General features: G+C 72.6%; 13 protein-coding genes, 1 pseudogene and 1 riboswitch. Of the genes and pseudogenes, 9 read left to right on the top strand and 5 right to left on the bottom strand.

What is annotated here, in order from left to right; genetic code table 11:
• Positions 1 to 20 precede the first annotated feature (20 nt).
• Entirely contained in the window at positions 21 to 1,409 is a 1,389-nt protein-coding gene (locus tag A8713_RS27945) for a PP2C family protein-serine/threonine phosphatase (RefSeq protein ID WP_064537758.1), read from the bottom strand.
• A gap of 494 nt (positions 1,410 to 1,903) precedes the next feature.
• Positions 1,904 to 2,126: riboswitch (cobalamin riboswitch) on the top strand.
• Between the two features lie 172 nt (positions 2,127 to 2,298).
• Between A8713_RS27945 and nrdI the strand changes: the two genes are divergently transcribed.
• From nrdI to A8713_RS27900, 9 genes and pseudogenes are all read left to right on the top strand, one after another.
• Positions 2,299 to 2,718, top strand: coding sequence for a class Ib ribonucleoside-diphosphate reductase assembly flavoprotein NrdI (nrdI, locus tag A8713_RS27940; RefSeq protein WP_064536445.1), 420 nt, complete (start codon positions 2,299 to 2,301; stop codon positions 2,716 to 2,718).
• Positions 2,688 to 4,856 carry a class 1b ribonucleoside-diphosphate reductase subunit alpha gene (nrdE, locus tag A8713_RS27935; protein WP_064536444.1) on the top strand — a complete coding sequence of 723 codons (2,169 nt, stop codon included), beginning with the start codon at positions 2,688 to 2,690 and terminating at the stop codon, positions 4,854 to 4,856. The genes nrdI and nrdE overlap by 31 nt, the downstream gene beginning before the upstream one ends.
• Before the next feature lie 34 nt (positions 4,857 to 4,890).
• Positions 4,891 to 5,913 (top strand): class 1b ribonucleoside-diphosphate reductase subunit beta, encoded by a 1,023-nt coding sequence (gene nrdF / locus A8713_RS27930; RefSeq protein ID WP_079159158.1) that lies wholly within the window; start codon positions 4,891 to 4,893, stop codon positions 5,911 to 5,913.
• Positions 5,914 to 5,922: 9 nt separating this feature from the next.
• Positions 5,923 to 7,060 (top strand): annotated as a pseudogene (locus tag A8713_RS27925) (tRNA sulfurtransferase).
• Between the two features lie 404 nt (positions 7,061 to 7,464).
• Complete coding sequence (locus A8713_RS27920) at positions 7,465 to 9,273, top strand: methylmalonyl-CoA mutase family protein (RefSeq protein ID WP_064536443.1); 1,809 nt, start codon at positions 7,465 to 7,467, stop codon at positions 9,271 to 9,273.
• Positions 9,273 to 11,450 carry a methylmalonyl-CoA mutase gene (gene scpA / locus A8713_RS27915; RefSeq protein ID WP_064536442.1) on the top strand — a complete coding sequence of 726 codons (2,178 nt, stop codon included), beginning with the start codon at positions 9,273 to 9,275 and terminating at the stop codon, positions 11,448 to 11,450. The genes A8713_RS27920 and scpA overlap by 1 nt, the downstream gene beginning before the upstream one ends.
• A 12-nt stretch (positions 11,451 to 11,462) precedes the next feature.
• Positions 11,463 to 12,491: a methylmalonyl Co-A mutase-associated GTPase MeaB gene (gene meaB, locus A8713_RS27910; RefSeq protein WP_173860918.1), complete on the top strand. Its 1,029-nt coding sequence runs from the start codon at positions 11,463 to 11,465 to the stop codon at positions 12,489 to 12,491.
• Positions 12,492 to 12,554: 63 nt separating this feature from the next.
• Positions 12,555 to 13,262, top strand: coding sequence for a GntR family transcriptional regulator (locus A8713_RS27905; RefSeq protein WP_064536440.1), 708 nt, complete (start codon positions 12,555 to 12,557; stop codon positions 13,260 to 13,262).
• A gap of 331 nt (positions 13,263 to 13,593) precedes the next feature.
• Entirely contained in the window at positions 13,594 to 15,972 is a 2,379-nt protein-coding gene (locus tag A8713_RS27900) for a M9 family metallopeptidase (RefSeq protein WP_237305468.1), read from the top strand.
• Positions 15,973 to 16,043: 71 nt separating this feature from the next.
• Here the strand turns inward: A8713_RS27900 and A8713_RS27895 are convergent, their stop codons facing one another.
• The 4 genes from A8713_RS27895 to A8713_RS27880 all read right to left on the bottom strand — a co-directional run bounded on the left by A8713_RS27895 (position 16,044) and on the right by A8713_RS27880 (position 19,134).
• Positions 16,044 to 16,394 carry an ArsR/SmtB family transcription factor gene (locus tag A8713_RS27895; RefSeq protein WP_018566712.1) on the bottom strand — a complete coding sequence of 117 codons (351 nt, stop codon included), beginning with the start codon at positions 16,392 to 16,394 and terminating at the stop codon, positions 16,044 to 16,046.
• Between the two features lie 134 nt (positions 16,395 to 16,528).
• Positions 16,529 to 16,960 carry an ATP-binding protein gene (locus A8713_RS27890; RefSeq protein ID WP_173860917.1) on the bottom strand — a complete coding sequence of 144 codons (432 nt, stop codon included), beginning with the start codon at positions 16,958 to 16,960 and terminating at the stop codon, positions 16,529 to 16,531.
• A gap of 6 nt (positions 16,961 to 16,966) precedes the next feature.
• Positions 16,967 to 17,374: a pyridoxamine 5'-phosphate oxidase family protein gene (locus tag A8713_RS27885; protein WP_064536438.1), complete on the bottom strand. Its 408-nt coding sequence runs from the start codon at positions 17,372 to 17,374 to the stop codon at positions 16,967 to 16,969.
• On the bottom strand, positions 17,371 to 19,134 hold the full coding sequence (locus A8713_RS27880) for a SulP family inorganic anion transporter (protein ID WP_064536437.1): 1,764 nt from the start codon (positions 19,132 to 19,134) through the stop codon (positions 17,371 to 17,373). The genes A8713_RS27885 and A8713_RS27880 overlap by 4 nt, the downstream gene beginning before the upstream one ends.
• Positions 19,135 to 19,274: the final 140 nt, after the last annotated feature.

The following is a 19,274-nucleotide window of genomic DNA, read 5'->3' as shown; positions in this document are numbered from 1 at the left end:
GGGCCGCGCCCGGCGGCGGCCTACGTACGGGCGTAGCCGGTGAGGGGCGGGGTGCGCAGGGCGAGGACCGCCATGTCGTCGTGGCCGTCGCTGGGATGGTGCTCGGCCAGCGCCCGGCACAGTTCCTCGGGTGGCCGTCCGGCGTGGCGCGACGCGGTGGCGGCGAGCTCGGCGAGGCCCTCGTCGATGGACCGGCCGGGGACCTCCACCAGGCCGTCCGTGTACAGGACGACGGTGCTGTCCACGGGGACGGACTCGCGGTGATCGGGCCGGGCGAGGTCGGGCGCCACGCCGAGGGGCAGTCCGGGGTCGGTGTCCAGGTAGCGGACGCGGCCGTCGGGCAGCAGCAGGAGCGGCGGCGGGTGCCCGGCGCTGGACCAGTGCAACTGCCAGGCGCCCTCCACCGGTTCGAGGCGGGCCAGCAGCGCGGTGGCGACAGGCGCCTCGTCCAGGGAGTGGATGATGCGGTCGAGCCGGGTGAGGGAGGTGCTGGGCGGGGTGCCCCGGTCGTAGTAGAGCGCCCGCAGCATGTTGCGGATCTGCGCCATGTCGGCGGCGGCCCGCAGATCGTGGCCGACCACGTCGCCGATGACGGCCACGCAGGCGCCGTCGGGCAGCCGCATCGCGTCGTACCAGTCGCCGCCCACCGCGGCGGGTGCGCTGGCCGGGCGGTAGGCCGCGCCGGCGGCGAAGGGCCTCAGGTCGGGCAGCCGGGGCAGCAGGAGCCGCTGGAACTGCTCGGCGCTGTTGCGGGCCTGGTGGTAGAGGCGGGCGTTCTCGATGGCCACCCCGGCGGTGCCGGCGAGCGCCCGGATGACGCCCTCGTCGTGCCGGTCGAAGGGCTGGCCGTCCTTGCGCTCGGAGAGGTAGAGGTTGCCGTAGACGCGTCCGCGCACGCTGATGGCCACGCCGAGCAGGGTGTTCATCGGCGGGTGGCCGGGCGGGAACCCGGCGGACTCCGGATGCCGGGAGATGTCGCGCACCCGCAGCGGCTCGGGGTGGTGGATCAGGTGGCCCAGCAGCCCCCGGCCCCTGGGCAGCTCCACGCCCTTCAGGTCCGCGAGTTCCTGCGCGCTCAGGCCGAGCGGGATGAACTCGTCCAGCAGCCGCCCCTCCTCGTCGAGGACGCCCATGGCGCCGTAGCGCGCGCCGACCAGGTCCATGGCGGTGCGCACGATACGGCGCAGCACCCTGGGCAGGTCCAGGTCCCCGGTGATGTCGACGACCGCCTGGAGGAGTTCCTGAAGGGTGCTCTGGGCACGCGCCAGGGCGCGCAGTTGCTCGCCGATGCGGTTCAGGTCGGAGCTGAGCGGCAGGTCGAGCAGTGAGGCGTACGGGTCCTCCCCCGCCGCGTCGCCTGTCCGCGGCTCCTCGTGCCCGTCCCGTGGCCCGTTCCGGTCGTCCGCCATCACCGCTCCGCCGTCCTCCGCCGCCCGCAGTCCGCTCCGGGCGACCCTCGCGCCCGCCGTGGTCCGGCCCGTCGCCCGGACCGTCTCCGACATCTGAACCGCGGACCTGCTCCCACTGCCCGGCGACGGGCCCGCACGCCGCGCGGGGACACCCTATCGGCCCCCTCTTCGCGGCGCGGCGCGGGCGGGGCCGGGCACCGGGGGGCGCCGTCCGGCGCCCCGGCCGCCGTGTCCGCGCGCGGGGACACGGCGGGGCCGGAATAGGGGGCCGGAAAGGCGCCGGAACGGGGACGGAAGGGGTCCGGAGGAGGGGTGGTGACGGGGGTGCCCTGGGAGGCGGGCGGGAAGCGCGGGTACGGCGCTTCCCGCCCAGTGCCGTTTCCGGGTCCGCGCGCCGTGCGCCGCTACCGCCACCGCGACAGGGCTTAGGTATACCTAAGTTTCCTCGAAGACACAACATCTGGGGCTGTGCACCATGGCAGCGTTCTAGATGTAGTGTTGGCCGTGCTGGTGGTTCGCCAGGCACTCCGGTGCCGGGCGAGGCAAGAGGGAACCCGGTGGGAATCCGGGACTGCCCCGCAGCGGTGAGCGGGAACGACCGCCGTCATACGCACTGGACCCGGTGGACCGGGCCTGGGAAGCGACGGCCAGTAGACGTCTCGTACGACACGAGACACGCCCGCGAGTCCGAAGACCTGCCACCGGTGCGTACGCCGACGAGCGGCGTGCGTGCTCCGAGGCCCCGAGGGAGGGCCGCGTGGCAGCAGCACGGACCCGGGTCCGGCGTGCCCTTCTTCCGCCGCCGCCCGGCCCCGCCGTACGCGCCGCGACGCTCCTCCTCCCCCGGTCCTCGGACAGGGACGGGAACGAGCGAGAGGAGCGGCGGTCGATGAGCGGCCTCGTGTATTTCTCCAGCGTCTCGGAGAACACCAAGCGCTTCGTGGAGAAGCTGAGTCTGCCCGCCACGCGCATCCCCCTGCATCCGCACCGCGACGGCCTGCCGCGGATGACCGGGCCGTATGTGCTGATCACGCCGACCTACGGCGGCGGCGAACGCGCCGGGGCGGTCCCCAGGCAGGTGATCCGCTTTCTGAACGTCGAGGCCAACCGCGCGCTGCTGCGCGGGGTCATCGCGTCCGGCAACACCAACTTCGGCGTGGACTACTGCCTGGCCGGACGGGTGATCGCGGCGAAGTGCGGGGTTCCCGAGCTGTACCGATTCGAACTGCTGGGCACGGAGCGCGACGTCCGTGCCGTGAGGAAAGGACTGAGGACGTTTTGGACACGACACTCATCGGCGGCGGCGTGATCACCGCCCGGCGCGAGTCGGTCGGTACGCGCAAGGACTACCACGCGCTCAACGCCCTGCTGAACATGTACGACTGCGACGGCCGCATCCAGTTCGACAAGGACCGCGAGGCCGTACGCCAGTACTTCCTCCAGCACGTCAACCCGAACACGGTGGTCTTCCCCACCCTCAAGGAGAAGATCGACCACCTGATCGAGAACGACTACTACGAGGAAGCCCCGATCCGGCGCTACGACTGGGAGTTCGTCAAGGGCCTGTACCGGCAGGCGTACGCCCATGAGCACCGCTTCCGCACCTTCCTCGGCGCGTTCAAGTACTACACGTCGTACACGCTCAAGACCTTCGACGGCTCCCGCTACCTGGAGCGCTACGAGGACCGGGTGGCCGCGACCGCGCTCTTCCTCGGCGCCGGGGACGAGGCGCTGGCGTCCCGGCTGGTGGACGAGATGATGACCGGCCGCTTCCAGCCGGCCACACCGACCTTCCTCAACGCGGGCAAGGCGCAGCGCGGCGAGCTGGTCTCCTGCTTCCTGCTGCGCGTCGAGGACAACCTGGAGTCCATCGGCCGGGGCGTCAACTCGGCGCTCCAGCTGTCCAAGCGCGGCGGCGGGGTGGCGCTGCTGCTGACCAACCTGCGCGAACAGGGCGCCCCGATCAAGAAGATCGAGAACCAGTCCTCCGGGGTGGTCCCGGTGATGAAACTGCTGGAGGATTCCTTCTCCTACGCCAACCAGCTCGGCGCGCGCCAGGGCGCGGGCGCGGTGTACCTGCACGCCCACCACCCGGACATCATGCGGTTCCTGGACACCAAGCGGGAGAACGCGGACGAGAAGATCCGCATCAAGACGCTGTCGCTGGGCGTGGTCGTCCCGGACATCACCTTCGAACTGGCCAAGCGCGACGAGGACATGCACCTGTTCTCGCCCTACGACGTGGAGCGCGAGTACGGCAGGCCGCTGGCCGATCTCTCCGTCAGCGAGCACTACGACGACCTGGTCGCCAACCCGCGCATCCGCAGGACCACGCTCAGCGCCCGCGAGTTCTTCAAGACGATCGCGGAGCTGCAGTTCGAGTCGGGCTACCCGTACCTGCTGTTCGAGGACACCGTGAACCGGGCCAACCCGGTCCCGGGCTGGATCAACATGTCCAACCTGTGCTCGGAGATCCTCCAGGTGAACACGCCGAGCACGTACGACGCCTCGCTCGGCTACGAGAGCGTCGGCCGGGACATCTCCTGCAACCTGGGCTCGCTGAACATCGCCGCCGCCATGGCCTCCCCCGACCTCGGCGCGAGCGTGGAGACGGCGGTGCGCGGCCTGACGTCCGTCTCCGACCAGTCGCACATCGACGCGGTGCCGTCCGTGGCGCACGGCAACGACCTGTCGCACTCCATCGGCCTGGGCCAGATGAACCTGCACGGCTACCTCGCCTCGCAGCGCATCCACTACGGCAGCGAGGAGGGCGTCGACTTCACCGACCTGTACTTCTGCACGATCGCCTACCACGCGCTGCGCGCCTCGAACCGGATCGCGATCGAACGCGGCACCGCCTTCGACGGGTTCGAGAAGTCCGCGTACGCCGATGGCTCGTACTTCGACAAGTACACCGAGCGGGTGTGGGAGCCGGCCACCGAGCGGGTGCGGGAGCTGTTCGCCGACGCGGGGATCGCGCTGCCCACCCAGGACGACTGGCGGGAGCTGAAGCGGTCGGTGCGGGAGCACGGCATCTACAACCAGTACCTCCAGGCCGTGCCGCCGACCGGGTCCATCAGCTACATCAACGACTCGACCGCCTCCATCCACCCGATCGCCTCGAAGGTGGAGATCCGCAAGGAGGGCAGGCTCGGCCGCGTCTACTACCCGGCGCCGCACATGGACAACGACAACCTGGAGTACTTCCAGGACGCGTACGAGATCGGCTACGAGAAGATCATCGCCACCTACGCCGCGGCCACCCGCCATGTCGACCAGGGCCTCAGCTGCACCCTGTTCTTCCGGGACACGGCCACCACCCGCGACCTCAACAAGGCGCAGATCCTCGCCTGGCGCCAGGGCATCAAGACGCTCTACTACATCCGGCTGCGCCAGGAGGCCCTGGAGGGCACCGAGATCGAGAACTGCCTGTCCTGCACCCTGTGACCCCCTCGCACGCCCCGTTCACGAAAGCACCCCGATGACCACCACCCCCGCCCCGCTGACCGAGACCTCGGTCACCCCGCCGGCCTTCCGCCAGGACCCGGCCGCCCGGCTGCGCCCGGTCAACTGGAACCGCGTCACCGACGAGAAGGACCTGGAGGTGTGGAACCGGCTCACCGCCAACTTCTGGCTGCCCGAGAAGGTGCCGCTCTCCAACGACGTGGGCGCCTGGCAGCAGCGGCTCACCGCGGGCGAACGCACCCTGACCATGCGGGTGTTCACCGGTCTGACCATGCTCGACACCGTGCAGGCCACGGTCGGCGAGATCGTGCAGATCCAGGACGCGCGCACCGAGCACGAGCAGGCCGTGTACACCAACATCGCCTTCATGCAGGCCGTGCACGCCCGCAGCTACTCCTCGGTGTTCTCCACCCTCTCCAGCACCCCGGAGATCGACGACGCCTACCGCTGGGCGGTGGCCAACGACGTCCTCCAGCAGCGCTGCAAGGCCGTCCTCGCGCACTACTACGGCGACGACCCGCTCAAGCGGAAGGTCGCCTCCACGCTGCTGTCGTCGCTGCTGCTGTACGCGGGCTTCTATCTGCCGCTGCACTTCTCCACGCACGCGCTGCTCACCAACACCGCCGACATGATCCGGCTGATCCTGCGCGACAAGGCGGTGCACGGCTACTACTCCGGCTACAAGTTCCAGCGCGGCCTTGAGCGGCTGACGGCGGCGGGTCAGGAGGAGATGCGCGCCTTCACCCATGCGCTGCTGGAGGAGCTGTACGAGCTGGAGCTGCGCTACTCGGGCGAGCTGTACGAGCCGCTGGGCCTGATGGACGACGTGGCCGTCTTCGTCCGCTACAACGCGAACAAGGCGCTGATGAACCTCGGTTACCCGGCCCGCTTCGGCGCGGACGAGACCGAGGTCAACCCGGAGATCCTGGCGGCGCTCTCGCCCGGCGCGGACGAGAACCACGACTTCTTCTCCGGCTCCGGCTCCTCGTACGTCATGGGCAAGGCGGAGAACACCTCCGACGACGACTGGGACTTCTGAGAGGCTCACATGTCCGCTATGTCCGGCAACCCCCAGGTGCCCGCTCCCCGGGCGGGCACCGCGCCGCACGGCGCCTGCGTCCTGCTCAAGCACGGCGAGATCTTCCTCAAGGGCCGCAACCGGCACCGGTTCACCGAGCGGCTGCACGACAACCTGCGGATCGCGCTGCGCGGGATCGGCGGCTCGACCTGGATCAAGACCGCGCAGAACGTCACCGTGGTCGGCGGGCAGGTCCCGCAGGACGCGCTGGTGGAGCGGGCGCGCCGGGTGATCGGCTTCAACTCCGTCGAACCGGCCCTGCGGGTGCCCAGCACCCTGGAGGAGATCACCCGGGCTGCGCGTCGACCTCACCCGGCCCGAGGTGACGCTGTCCGTGGAGATCGACCGCAAGGAGACGTACCTGTCCTGGCGGCGGCACCGGGGGCTGACCGGGCTGCCGGTCGGCTCCAGCGGGCGGGCCCTCGCGCTGCTGTCCGGGGGCTACGACTCTCCGGTGGCCGCGCACCGGGCCATGCGGCGCGGGCTGCACTGCGACTTCGTGCACTTCAGCGGCGCCCCGTACACGAACCCGGCGTCGGTGTACAAGGCGTACGCCCTGGCCCGGGAGCTGAACCGGTACCAGCCGCCCGGACGGCTGCACGTCATCGCGCTGGGCAAGGCGCAGAAGCAGCTCGCCGTGGCGGGCGCCGGGCGGCTCCAGGTCGTCGCCCAGCGCCGCCTGATGATCCGCACCGCCTCGGCACTCGCCGCCCGTACCGGCGCCGAGGCGCTGGTGACCGGCGACAGCCTGGGGCAGGTGGCCAGCCAGACACTGGCCAACCTCGCGGCGGTGGACGAGGCGGCGGCGCTGCCGGTGCTGCGTCCGCTGATCGGCTGGGAGAAGCAGGAGATCATCGACGAGGCCGTGCGCGTCGGCACCGCGGAGATCTCGGTGCTGCCCGACGAGGACTGCTGCCAGCTCCTCGCCCCGCCGCGCGCCAGCACCCGGGCGGGCCTGCCCCGGCTGCGCGCCGTGGAACGCCGCCTCGACCTCGACGAGGTGACGGCGGCACTGCTGGCGAGCGCCCGGGTGATGCTGCCCGGCGCGGACACCGGCCCCCTCCCCGAGACCCCGGCGCCCACCTGCCCGGCCCCCGCACCGGCCTGACCACCATGAGGCCGTACCCGTCACCGCTGAAGGGGGCACACCGTGCCGGCGAGCCGCTCGCCGGCACCGGACGCGGCCTCGACGACCGGGCGGGGCCACCGGCCGGCCGCGCCGGAAGCACCGCCGCGGGGGCGCCAAGCGGTCCTCCCGGCACGGCCCGGCCCCCGGCAGCGCGCCGCCTCCGCCCGCGCGACCCGCCCCCGCGCCCGCCTCGCCTCGCCCCGCCCCGCCCGCGGCCCCGTTTCCGGGCTCGGGCGCGGAAGGACCCGTACGGCCACCCGCCCCACGCGGGCGGCAGCGCGCCGTCGCTTTCACCCGAGCGGCCTACGCCACACTCCGGGAGAGAACAAGGTCACAACCTCGGCCTCTGCCTGCGCTCCACCGGACTGCCCTAGCATCCGACCATGACGGTCCTGCCTGACGACGGGCTCTCCCTGGCGGCCGACTTCCCTGACGCGACGCATGAGCAGTGGCGCCACCTGGTGGCGGGTGTGCTGCGCAAGTCGGGCCGGGAAGTACCGGACGACGAGGCGGAGGGCGCTCTGTCCACCGCGCTGGAGGACGGGTTGCGCGCCCGCCCCCTGTACACCGCGCGCGACCACGCGCCCGACCCCGGCCTGCCCGGCTTCCCGCCGTTCGTGCGCGGCGGGAAGGCCGAGGGGAGCACGGTCGGCGGCTGGGACGTGCGCCAGCGGCACACGGTGGCCGAGGCGGCGCCCGTCCTGAACGACCTGGAGAACGGCGTCACCTCGCTGTGGCTGGCCGTCGGCGACCGCGGCATCCCCGTCCCCGCGCTCGGCACCGTCCTCGACGGCGTCTACCTCGACCTGGCCCCGGTCGTCCTGGACGCGGGCGAGGCGGCGGAACCGGCCGCGCGCGAGCTGCTGCGGCTGTTCGCCGAGCGCGAGGTGGCCGCCGACGCGGCCCGCGGCAACCTGGGCGCCGACCCGCTGGGCCTGGAGGCCCGCACCGGCCGGCCCCGCGACACGGCGTCCGTGGCGGAGGCGGCCCGGCTGTGCGCGGCACGGTACCCGGGGCTGCGCGCGCTGACCGTGGACGCGCTGCCGTACCACGAGGCCGGCGGCTCGGCCGCGCAGGAGCTGGGCTGCTCGCTGGCGACCGGTGTCGCCTATCTGCGTGAACTGACCGGGGCCGGGCTGGACACCGCCCAGGCGCTGGCGCAGCTGGAGTTCCGCTACGCCGCGACCGCCGACCAGTTCCTGACCATCGCCAAGCTGCGCGCCGCCCGGCGGCTGTGGGCGCGGGTGGCCGAGGTGTGCGGGGCGCCCCGCGCGGGCGGCCAGCTCCAGCACGCGGTGACCTCCTCGGTGATGATGACCCGCCGCGACCCGTGGGTGAACATCCTGCGCACCACGGTCGCCGCCCTGGCCGCCGGGGTGGGCGGCGCGGACGCGGTGACCGTGCTGCCCTTCGACCACGCGCTCGGCCTGTCCGACGCGTTCGCCCGGCGGATCGCCCGCAACACCTCCGTCATCCTCGTCGAGGAGTCGCAGCTGTCCCGGGTGGTCGACCCGGCGGGCGGCTCCTGGTACGTGGAGCGCCTGACCGACGAACTCGCCCACGCGGGCTGGGAGTTCTTCCAGGAGATCGAGCGCGCCGGAGGCCAGGGCCCCGCGTTGCGCTCCGGGCTGGTCGGCGAGCGGCTGGCGGCGACCTGGGCCGCACGCAGCGCGAAGCTCGCCAAGCGCCGCGAACCGGTCACGGGTGTCAGCGAGTTCCCGCACCTGGCGGAGAAGCCGGTGGTGCGCGAACCGGCGCCCGAACCGCCGTCCGGCGGGCTGCCCCGGGTGCGCCGGGACGAGGCGTTCGAGGAGCTGCGGGCCCGCTCCGACGCCCACCTCGCCGCGACCGGGGCCCGGCCCCGCGTGTATCTGGCGGCACTCGGCCCGGCCGCCGCGCACACCGCCCGGCTCACCTTCGCCGCCAACCTGTTCCAGGCGGGCGGCATCGAACCGGTCACCGAGGGCACCTTCGAGGAGAGCGGCGCGCGCGAGGCGTGCCTGTGCTCCAGCGACGCGCTGTACGAGGAGCAGGCCGGCGTGGTCGTCCGGGGCTTGCGGGAGGCGGGCGCCGGGCATGTGTTCCTCGCCGGCCGCCCCGGACCGTACGAGGACGTGGACACCTACGTCTTCGCCGGCTGCGACGCCGTCGCCGTGCTCTCCGCCGCACTCGACCGCATGGGAGTGTCCTGATGTCCGTCCCCGACTTCTCGGCGATCGAGCTCGGAGAGCCGCGCCCCGACGGCGGCGCCGACGAGTGGCGCACCGCCGTGCAGAAGGCCGCCGACGGCGACGACCTGCTCTGGGAGACGCCCGAGGGCATCACCGTCAAGCCGCTGTACACCGGGCAGGACCTGGAGGGCCTGGACTTCCTGGACACCTTCCCGGGCGTCGCCCCGTATCTGCGCGGCCCGTACCCGACGATGTATGTCAACCAGCCCTGGACGATCCGCCAGTACGCGGGCTTCTCCACGGCGGAGGAGTCCAACGCGTTCTACCGGCGCAATCTGGCGGCCGGTCAGAAGGGCCTGTCGGTCGCCTTCGACCTGCCCACGCACCGCGGCTACGACAGCGACCACCCGCGGGTGACCGGTGACGTCGGCATGGCGGGCGTGGCGATCGACTCGATCTACGACATGCGGCAGCTCTTCGACGGCATCCCGCTGGACCGGATGACGGTGTCGATGACGATGAACGGCGCGGTGCTGCCGGTGCTGGCGCTGTACATCGTGGCCGCGGAGGAGCAGGGCGTCCCCGCGGAGAAGCTGGCCGGGACCATCCAGAACGACATCCTCAAGGAGTTCATGGTCCGCAACACCTACATCTATCCGCCGAAGCCGTCGATGCGGATCATCTCCGACATCTTCGCCTTCACCTCGCAGCGGATGCCCCGCTACAACTCCATCTCGATCTCCGGGTACCACATCCAGGAGGCGGGCGCGACGGCCGACCTGGAGCTGGCGTACACGCTGGCGGACGGCGTGGAGTACATCCGGGCGGGCCGGGACGCGGGCCTGGACGTGGACGCCTTCGCGCCCAGGCTGTCGTTCTTCTGGGCGATCGGCATGAACTTCTTCATGGAGATCGCCAAGTTGCGCGCGGCCCGGCTGCTGTGGGCCAAGCTGGTCAGGCAGTTCGACCCGAAGAACGCCAAGTCGCTGTCCCTGCGCACCCATTCGCAGACCTCCGGCTGGTCGCTGACCGCGCAGGACGTGTTCAACAACGTCACGCGCACCTGTGTGGAGGCGATGGCGGCCACCCAGGGGCACACCCAGTCGCTGCACACCAACGCCCTGGACGAGGCGCTGGCGCTGCCCACCGACTTCTCCGCGCGCATCGCCCGCAACACCCAGCTGCTGATCCAGCAGGAGTCCGGCACCACCCGGGTGATCGACCCGTGGGGCGGCAGCGCGTACGTGGAGCGGCTGACGTACGACCTGGCCCGCCGCGCGTGGCAGCACATCCAGGAGGTGGAGCAGGCGGGCGGCATGGCGCAGGCCATCGACGCGGGCATCCCCAAGCTGCGCGTGGAAGAGGCGGCGGCCCGCACCCAGGCGCGCATCGACTCAGGGCGGCAGCCGGTGATCGGGGTGAACAAGTACCGGGTGGACAGCGACGAGCAGATCGAGGTGCTCAAGGTCGACAACTCCTCGGTGCGCACCCAGCAGATCGCCAAGCTGCGGCGGCTGCGTGAGGAGCGGGACGAGACGGCGTGCCGGGACGCGCTGGACGCCCTGACCCGGGCGGCCGGCGGCGAGGGCAACCTGCTGGAGCTGGCGGTGCGGGCGGCCCGTGCCAAGGCGACCGTCGGGGAGATCAGCGACGCCCTGGAGAAGGTGTACGGGCGGCACGCGGGCCAGATCCGTACCATCTCCGGTGTGTACCGCAACGAGGCAGGCCAGTCGCCGGACGTGGACCGCACCCGCGCGGTGGTGGACGACTTCGCGGAGGCCGAGGGCCGCCGGCCGCGCATCCTGGTCGCCAAGATGGGCCAGGACGGCCACGACCGCGGCCAGAAGGTGATCGCCACGGCCTTCGCCGACCTGGGCTTCGACGTGGACGTCGGCCCGCTGTTCCAGACCCCGGCGGAGGTCGCCCGGCAGGCCGTCGAGGCGGACGTGCACATCGTCGGGGTGTCGTCGCTGGCCGCCGGGCATCTGACGCTGGTGCCCGCGCTGCGCGAGGCGCTCGCCGAGGAGGGCCGCGGCGACATCATGATCGTGGTGGGCGGGGTGATCCCGCCGCAGGACGTACCGACGCTCCTGGAGATGGGCGCGACGGCCGTCTTCCCGCCCGGCACGGTGATCCCCGACGCGGCCCGCGACCTGGTGACGCGGCTGGCGGCGGATCTCGGCCACGACGAGCTGTGAGCCGGTGAGCTGATGGCCATCGATCTGGACACGTACGTCAAGGGCGTCCTGGACGGCAAGCGGGCGCTGGTGGCCCGCGCGATCACACTGGTGGAGTCGGTGCGGCCGCAGCACCGGGCGCTGGCCCAGGAGTTGCTGACCCAGCTGATGCCGCACAGCGGCCGGGCCCGGCGGATCGGGGTGAGCGGGGTGCCGGGCGTCGGCAAGTCGACGTTCATCGACGCCTTCGGCACCATGCTGACCGGGCAGGGCCACCGGGTGGCGGTGCTCGCCGTCGACCCGTCCTCCACCCGGACCGGCGGTTCCATCCTCGGCGACAAGACCCGTATGGAGCGGCTGGCCGTCGACCCGGCGGCGTTCGTCCGGCCCTCCCCCAGCGCGGGCACCCTCGGCGGGGTGGCCAAGGCGACCCGCGAGTCGATCGTGGTCATGGAGGCCGCGGGCTACGACGTGGTGCTGGTGGAGACGGTCGGGGTGGGCCAGTCCGAGACGGCCGTCGCGGGCATGGTCGACTCCTTCCTGCTGCTCACCCTGGCCCGCACCGGCGACCAGTTGCAGGGCATCAAGAAGGGCGTGCTGGAGCTGGCCGACGTGATCGCGGTGAACAAGGCGGACGGGCCGCACGAGCGCGACGCCCGCGCGGCGGGCCGCGAACTGGCCGGTGCGCTGCGGCTGATGCACGGGAAGGACACCTTCTGGACGCCGCCGGTGCTCAGTTGCAGCGCCCGCGAGTCGACCGGTCTGGACACCGTCTGGGAACGTCTGGAGCAGCACCGCGCCCTGCTGGACTCGGCGGGCCGCCTCACCGCCAAGCGCCGTGCGCAGCAGGTCGACTGGACCTGGAGCATGGTCCACGACGAGCTGCTGGGTCGGCTGCACGCCGACCCGGCCGTCCGCTCTCTGGCGCCCGAGCTCGAACAGCAGGTCAGGCAGGGCCGTCTGACGGCCACTCTCGCCGCCGAACGGATCCTGAGCGCCTTCTCCGGGGGCGGCGCTGCATCCGGCTCCGGTGGTCCCGGAGAAGGCCGTGGAGCAACGTGACATTGTATAGTGGGAGGTCATCGGGCTGAGCACCGCAGACCGGTCACACGGAGGAGCGCACAGATGGCCCATCTCGAACCGCGGGCGATCTCCGTCCAGACCCATCTGCGCGACCAGGTCGCCGACGCGCTGCGGGCGGCGCTCATCGCCGGTGAGCTGCGCCCTGGTGTGATCTACTCGGCCCCCGCCCTCGCGGGCGAGCTCGGCGTCTCCGCCACCCCGGTGCGCGAGGCCATGCTGGACCTGGCCCGGGAGGGCCTGGTCGAGGCGGTGCGCAACAAGGGCTTCCGGGTCACGGAGATGACCGAGCGGGACCTCGACGAGTTCACCGACATCCGCGCCCTGATCGAGGTCCCCACCGTGGGCCGCGTCGCCGCCTCGGCGAGCACCGAGCAGTTGGAGGCGCTGCGTCCGCTGGCGCAGCAGATCGTCACGGCGGCGCGGGAGCACGACGTCCTGAAGTACCTGGAGGCCGACCACCGGTTCCATCTGGAGCTGCTGTCCCTGGCGGGCAACCACCATCTGGTGGCCGTGGTGGCCGATCTGCGCAAGCGCTCCCGGCTGTTCGGGCTCGGGAGTCTGAACGAGACCGGCCGTCTGGTCGCCTCCGCCGAGGAGCACGTCGAACTCCTCGATCTGCTGGTGGCCGGCCGGGGCCGGGAGGCGGAGGAGTGCATGCGCCGCCACCTCTCGCATGTGCGCACCCTGTGGGCGGACGGCCGGCCCAAGCCCGAACAGCCCGGACCGGCCCTGCGGCTCAACAACCGCTGACCCTCCGCCTCCCCTTCCCTCCCCGCTCCCTCCCCTTCCGATCCCCGCCGCGCCGACCGAGTCCGGCGCGGCGGCTTTCGTATGCCCCGCCGCCGTACGGCCTCCTGCCGCCGCACGCCTGCCCGCCGCCCCTCCCTGTCCACCTGCGGGAAGCCCTCAATTCCTCCGGACGCCTTCCCTGAGACATGTGACCTGTGCAATGGTACATGGCGCAGGTCGTGGCCATGTCAATCGTGGCGCGGCCGTGCGATCCGACCCGTCGGCGGCACGGCCCTCCCCTGAACACGACCTCCCCGTCCCATCGGCCACGCACCGCGTGGCCCGGCCCCTCATGGGAGGCGCAGTGAGAAAGTCACCGGTCCGGCGATTCCGGCGAAGTCTGGGCGCGGCAGTGCCGCTGGCCCTGGCCCTCGCCCTGGCCGTCGGTCTGCCGGCACAGCAGGCCGGCGCGCGGACGGCGACCACCGCATCCGCCGCATCGCCCGCGTCCGCCGCACCCGCACCCTCGGCGCACGGCGCGCGGCACACCGGAGCCCCACCCGCGGCGCAGTCCGCCACGACCGCGACCGGACACACGGGCCGGGGACGCCTGAAAGCGTCCGAACTGCCCCCGCTGGCCGCGAGCGACGACAACCTCAAGAAGCCCTACGGCGAGACGGCGAAGCCGCCGGCGCGGCCCTCCAAGTCGATGGAGACGGCGGCCGGCGGCACCCCCGGGAAGAAGCGCGCCGCCGCCACCTGCGACGTCTCCGCCTTCACCACCCGCACCGGCAGTGCTCTGGTGCGGCAGATCCAGGCGTCCACCACCGACTGCGTCAACACCCTGTTCAACCTGACCGGGGACGACGCGCGCGGCGCCTTCCGCGAAGCCCAGATGGCCACCGTCGCCGACGCGCTGCGCGACGGCTCGGCCGCCTACCCCGGCGACGCGAGCACCGGCATGCCGCAGACCGTCCTCTACCTGCGCGCCGGTTACTACGTGCAGTACTACAACGCGGACGCGGTGGGCCCCTACGGCAGCACCCTGCGCACGGCGATCCGCGGCGGTCTCGACGCCTTCTTCGCGAGCGCGCACTCCCGCGACGTGACCGACGCCAACGGTGAGACCCTCGCCGAGGCCGTCACCCTCATCGACAGCGCCGAGGAGAACGCCCGCTACGTCTACGTCCTCGAGCGGCTGCTGGCGGACTACGACACGTCGTGGAACGCGTCCTGGTGGATGCTCAACGCGGTCAACAACGTGTACACGGTGACCTTCCGGGGCCACCAGGTGCCCGAGTTCGTCACGGCCGTCGAGGCCGACCCGAGCCTGATCGACTCCCTGTACCGCTTCGCCTCCGGCCACCTCGCCCTGCTCGGCACGGACCAGTCGTACCTGACGTCCAACGCGGGCCGGGAACTCGGCCGGTTCCTCCAGCACGCCTCGCTGCGGTCCAAGGTCCAGCCGCTCGCCGTCGACCTGCTGCACGCCGGTTCCATCACCGGCGCCACCGCGCCGCTGTGGGTCGGTGTCGCCGAGATGACGGACTACTACGACCGGGCGAACTGCTCCGTGTACGGCACCTGCGACCTCGCGGCGCAGCTGACCAGGGCCGTCCTCACCACGACCTACCCGTGCAGCTCCAGCATCACGATCAAGGCGCAGCAGATGACCTCGGCGGAGCTGGCCGCCACCTGCTCCAGCCTGCGCGGCCAGGACGCCTACTTCCACGGTGTGGTCAAGGACAAGGGCCCGGTCGCCGACGACCGCAACAGCACCATCGAGGTCGTCGTCTACGACTCCAGCGCCGACTACCAGACGTACGCCGGTGCCATGTACGGCATCGACACCAACAACGGCGGCATGTATCTGGAGGGCGACCCGGCGGCGGCCGGAAACCAGCCGCGCTTCGTCGCCTACGAGGCCGAATGGCTGCGCCCGGACTTCCAGATCTGGAACCTCAACCACGAGTACACGCACTACCTCGACGGCCGCTTCGACATGTACGGCGACTTCGACGCGGGCGTCACCACACCGACCGTCTGGTGGATCGAGGGCTTCGCGGAGTACGTCTCCTACTCCTACCGCGGTGTCCCCTACCCCGAGGCCATGGACGAGGCGGGCCGCGGCACCTACGCCCTGAGCACGCTGTTCGACACCACCTACGACAACGACACCACGCGCGTCTACCGCTGGGGCTATCTCGCCGTCCGGTACATGCTGGAGCACCATCCCTCCGACATGGCCACCGTGCTCGGCGACTACCGCGCCGGTGACTGGAACGCCGCCCGCAGCTATCTCACCGGCACCGTCGGCACCCGCTACGACAGCGACTGGCGCACCTGGCTGGCGTCCTGCGCGGCCGGCAGTTGCAGCGGCGGCACCACCACCCCGCCCGCCACCCAGTGCACCGGCACCGACGCGCGGGAGCTGGGCCAGAACTGCGCGCGCGCCGGCCAGTCCGCCACCACCGGGAACTACGCCTACCTCTATCTGCGCGTCCCGGCCGGCACCTCCCGGCTGACCATCACCACCTCCGGCGGCACGGGCGACGCGGACCTGTACTACAGCGCCGACGGCTGGGCGGGCACCGGCAGTTACACCCAGCGCGCCACCGGCCCCGGCAACGGCCACACCCTGACGGTCGACAACCCGCCGGCCGGCACCCACTACATCAGCCTGTACGCGGTGGACGGCTTCAACGGAGTGAGCGTCGCCACCGCCTACTGAGCGGGACGGCCGCCCGGCGCCGGCGGAGCGCTGACCATCACGGGCGCGGGGCGGCCGCCGTCCGATGCCGCCTACGCCTGCGGGCCGCCCTCACCCTGGGCGGCCCGCAGGTCGGCGAGCAGTTCGGCCTGGCCCGCCAGGACCCCGGACAGGATGGTGCGGGCCACCCTGAGCAGCTCCGCCACATGCGGGCTGGTCAGGGAGTAGTACACGGTCGAGCCCTCCTTGCGGGTCACGACCAGGTTGGCCCGGCGCAGCACGGCCAGTTGCTGGGAGAGGTGCGCGGGCTCGATACCGATCTCGGGCAGCATCTCGGCGACCGCGTGCTCGCGCTCGCTCAGCAGCTCCAGGACGCGGATGCGCGCCGGGTGGCCGAGCGTCTTGAAGAACTCGGCCTTCAGCTGGTACAGCGGCGTGCTCATGCTGCTGCCGTCGCCTCTCCCGCCCGCCGGCACGGCCGACCGGGCCGGACCTCGGCGCATCGCATCCACCCACTTGTCGTGCCGAACTCGGTAATTGCCGAGGTCAGCAATTCTATACGCCGTGTCTTCCGTGTTCAGAGGGGCAGGGTGATCCAGATCGTCTTGCCCCGCCCGTCGGCGTCGCCGCGCACGACCGCGGTGCCGCCCAGGCCGAGGGTGAGTTCCATGACGGTGGCCAGTCCCCCGGCGGCCGTACCGCCGACCATCCCGGTCAGCCGCGGGCGGTAGGGGTGGCGGTCGTGGACGCCGAAGGCCAGGCAGTCCGCGCCCGCCGCGTAGAGGACCGTGGTCTGCGGGGAGAGCGCGGCCGCGTGCCGTACGGCGTTGGTGACCAGCTCGCTGACGATCAGCAGCGCCTGGCCGACGGCGGGATGCAACAGGCTGACGCCCCACTCCGTCAGTGCCTGCTCGGCCGTCTCCCGCGCCAGGCGCACGGCGGACGGCAGTGTCGGCACGGTCAGGACGTGGCGGTGGGGCAGGGCTTCGAGCCGCGTGGTCACGGTCATGGCCGCTCAGCCCCGTACCCGGGCGAACCGGAAGCCGGTGACGGTCCGCGGGCGCAGCCGCACGATCGTGTCGTGCGGGCCGTGCGTCCAGCCGCACAGGACGCGCCGGTAGTGGGCGGCCTCGTCGGGATCGGCGACCACCTCGGCGGGGCCGTCGGCGGTGACGCTCCAGCCGGTGCCGGTGTCCCGGTCCACCTCGTCCACGTGGTACGCCGCCGAGGCGGGCACCGCGGCGGCCGGCACCGGGGTGCGCACGACGAGGCGGCCCACGTGCCACACGTGCCGTCCCGGACGCACGACGGCCTGCTCGCGGCGGACGTACACCAGCCGGCCCAGGCGGCTGCCCTCCAGGAGCCACAGGGCCTCGGGGCCGGAGACCTCGGTCATGCGCAGCGCTGCGCGGGCGGTGCTCATCGGACGGGTTCCTCACTGCCGCGCTGCGGCCCGGCGGGTACGGCGGCGGGTTCGGCTGCGGGTTCGGCGGGCAGCGGCCCGGTCAGGTCGACATGGTCGCGCGCGCCGCGCAGCGCCTCCGCTGTGGTCGCGTACTCGCGGCCCTCTCGGCGCAGCAGCTCCAACGCGCCGACCGAGTCGAGGACCCGGCGCTGTCCCGGCCGTATCCCCGAGGTCATCACGGCGATGCCGCGCCTGTTCAGCTTCTCCACCACGTCCTTGAGGACCAGTGCGCCGGTGGCGTCCACCGTCGTCACCCGCGACATGCGCAGGACGACCACCCGGGCCCCGGTGACCTCGCCCAGTTCCCGCAGGAAGCGGTGGGCGGCGGCGAAGAACAGCGGGCCGTCGATGCGGTAGGCGACGATGTGCCCGGCCGACAGGGCGTCAGCCGCGGCCGTGCGCTCGCCCTCGCCCGGCCCGTCCGTCCCGTCCAGCGGCATCCGGTCGAGGCGGACCTGCCGGGCGACCGCGCGCAGGGCGAGGGCGCCCGCGACGGCGAGGCCGATGATCACGGCGTAGACCAGGTCGAGGGCGAGGGTCGCGGCGGCCGTGAGGACGAGGGTCAGCGCGTCCGAGCGGGTGGCGCGCGCCATCGCCTTCAGCGAGGCGACCTCGACCATGCGGACCGCGGTGGCCAGCAGCACGCCCGCGAGCGCGGCGAGCGGGATCCTCGACACGAGCGGCGCGGCGGCGAAGACGATCACCGCGAGGACGGCGGCGTGGGTCAGTGCGGCGAGCCGGGAGCGCGCGCCGGTGCGGACGTTGACCGCGGTGCGCGCGATGGCGCCGGTGGCGGGCACCCCGCCGAACAGCGGGGCCGCGATGTTGGCGAGGCCCTGCCCGAACAGCTCCCGGTCGGGGTCGTGCTTCTGCCCCGTCGTCATCCCGTCGGCCACCGAGGCGGACAGCAGCGACTCCAGCGCGGCCAGGGCGGCCACCGCGACCGCGGGTGCGAGCAGCGAGCCGAGCGCCCCCGCGTCGAGGAAGGCAAGCGACGGCGCGGGCAGTCCGGCCGGCAGGTCGCCGATCGGCGCGGCCGCGTCCAGACCGGCGAGCTGCGCCACCGCGGTGGCGGCCACGACGGCGACGACGGAGAACGGGACGGCGGGCCAGCGGCGGGCGCCGGCCAGCATGAACGCCGCCACGGCGACGGCGAGGCCGGCCGCCGTCCAGTTCGGTGTCCTCGCGAACTCCTCGACGGCCCGCCAGGTCACCACCAGCACGCGGTCGCCCTCGGGTTTGGCCACGCCCAGCGCGTTCGGCACCTGCTGCAACCCGATCACACAGGCGATGCCGAGGGTGAAGCCCTCCACCACGGGGGCGGGCACGTACTGCATGTACTTCCCCGCCCGCAGCACGGCGAGGGCGACCAGCAGGAAGCCCGCGATCAGGCCGACGGTCAGCACCCCGCCCGCCCCGTACCGGCCGAAGATCGGTACCAGGACGACGGTCATGGCGCCGGTGGGCCCGGACACCTGGAGGTTCGAGCCGCCGAAGACGGCCGCGACCGCCCCGGCCACCACGGCGGTCGCGAGGCCCGCCTCCGCGCCGAGTCCGGAGGACACCCCGAAGCCCAGCGCGAGCGGCAGCGCCACGATCGCCACGGTGAGACCGGCGAGCAGGTCGCGGCGCGGATCCCGGCGGGCGTCCGCCAGGTCGGACCGCGCGGGCAGCAGCGAGCGCACCGAGCGGGCGGCCCGTGTCAGCGGGGTGCTCATCGCGTGGCGACCTCGGCTTCCCGCAGCACGTTCCGTACCGGCACCGGCCCGACCCCTCGACTGTCGACTCTCACGGCGTCCGCCCCAGGCCGGGCGCGCGCACAAGGCTGTGCCCGCGCTTCCTGCGGGCACAGCCAGCA

Source organism: Streptomyces sp. SAT1 (assembly GCF_001654495.1).
Classification (GTDB): domain Bacteria; phylum Actinomycetota; class Actinomycetes; order Streptomycetales; family Streptomycetaceae; genus Streptomyces; species Streptomyces andamanensis.
The sequence above is the reverse complement of the archived record's forward strand: the minus strand, read 5'-3'. Positions and strand labels throughout refer to the sequence as shown.

Excerpts from the sequence above, each read along its gene's own strand:
- A8713_RS27945 (WP_064537758.1), bottom strand. The coding sequence starts at position 1,409 with ATGGCGGACGACCGGAACGGGCCACGGGACGGGCACGAGGAGCCGCGG.
- nrdI (WP_064536445.1), top strand. The coding sequence starts at position 2,299 with ATGAGCGGCCTCGTGTATTTCTCCAGCGTCTCGGAGAACACCAAGCGC.
- nrdF (WP_079159158.1), top strand. The coding sequence starts at position 4,891 with ATGACCACCACCCCCGCCCCGCTGACCGAGACCTCGGTCACCCCGCCG.
- A8713_RS27920 (WP_064536443.1), top strand. The coding sequence starts at position 7,465 with ATGACGGTCCTGCCTGACGACGGGCTCTCCCTGGCGGCCGACTTCCCT.
- scpA (WP_064536442.1), top strand. The coding sequence starts at position 9,273 with ATGTCCGTCCCCGACTTCTCGGCGATCGAGCTCGGAGAGCCGCGCCCC.
- meaB (WP_173860918.1), top strand. The coding sequence starts at position 11,463 with ATGGCCATCGATCTGGACACGTACGTCAAGGGCGTCCTGGACGGCAAG.
- A8713_RS27905 (WP_064536440.1), top strand. The coding sequence starts at position 12,555 with ATGGCCCATCTCGAACCGCGGGCGATCTCCGTCCAGACCCATCTGCGC.
- A8713_RS27900 (WP_237305468.1), top strand. The coding sequence starts at position 13,594 with ATGGGAGGCGCAGTGAGAAAGTCACCGGTCCGGCGATTCCGGCGAAGT.
- A8713_RS27895 (WP_018566712.1), bottom strand. The coding sequence starts at position 16,394 with ATGAGCACGCCGCTGTACCAGCTGAAGGCCGAGTTCTTCAAGACGCTC.
- A8713_RS27890 (WP_173860917.1), bottom strand. The coding sequence starts at position 16,960 with ATGACCGTGACCACGCGGCTCGAAGCCCTGCCCCACCGCCACGTCCTG.
- A8713_RS27885 (WP_064536438.1), bottom strand. The coding sequence starts at position 17,374 with ATGAGCACCGCCCGCGCAGCGCTGCGCATGACCGAGGTCTCCGGCCCC.
- A8713_RS27880 (WP_064536437.1), bottom strand. The coding sequence starts at position 19,134 with ATGAGCACCCCGCTGACACGGGCCGCCCGCTCGGTGCGCTCGCTGCTG.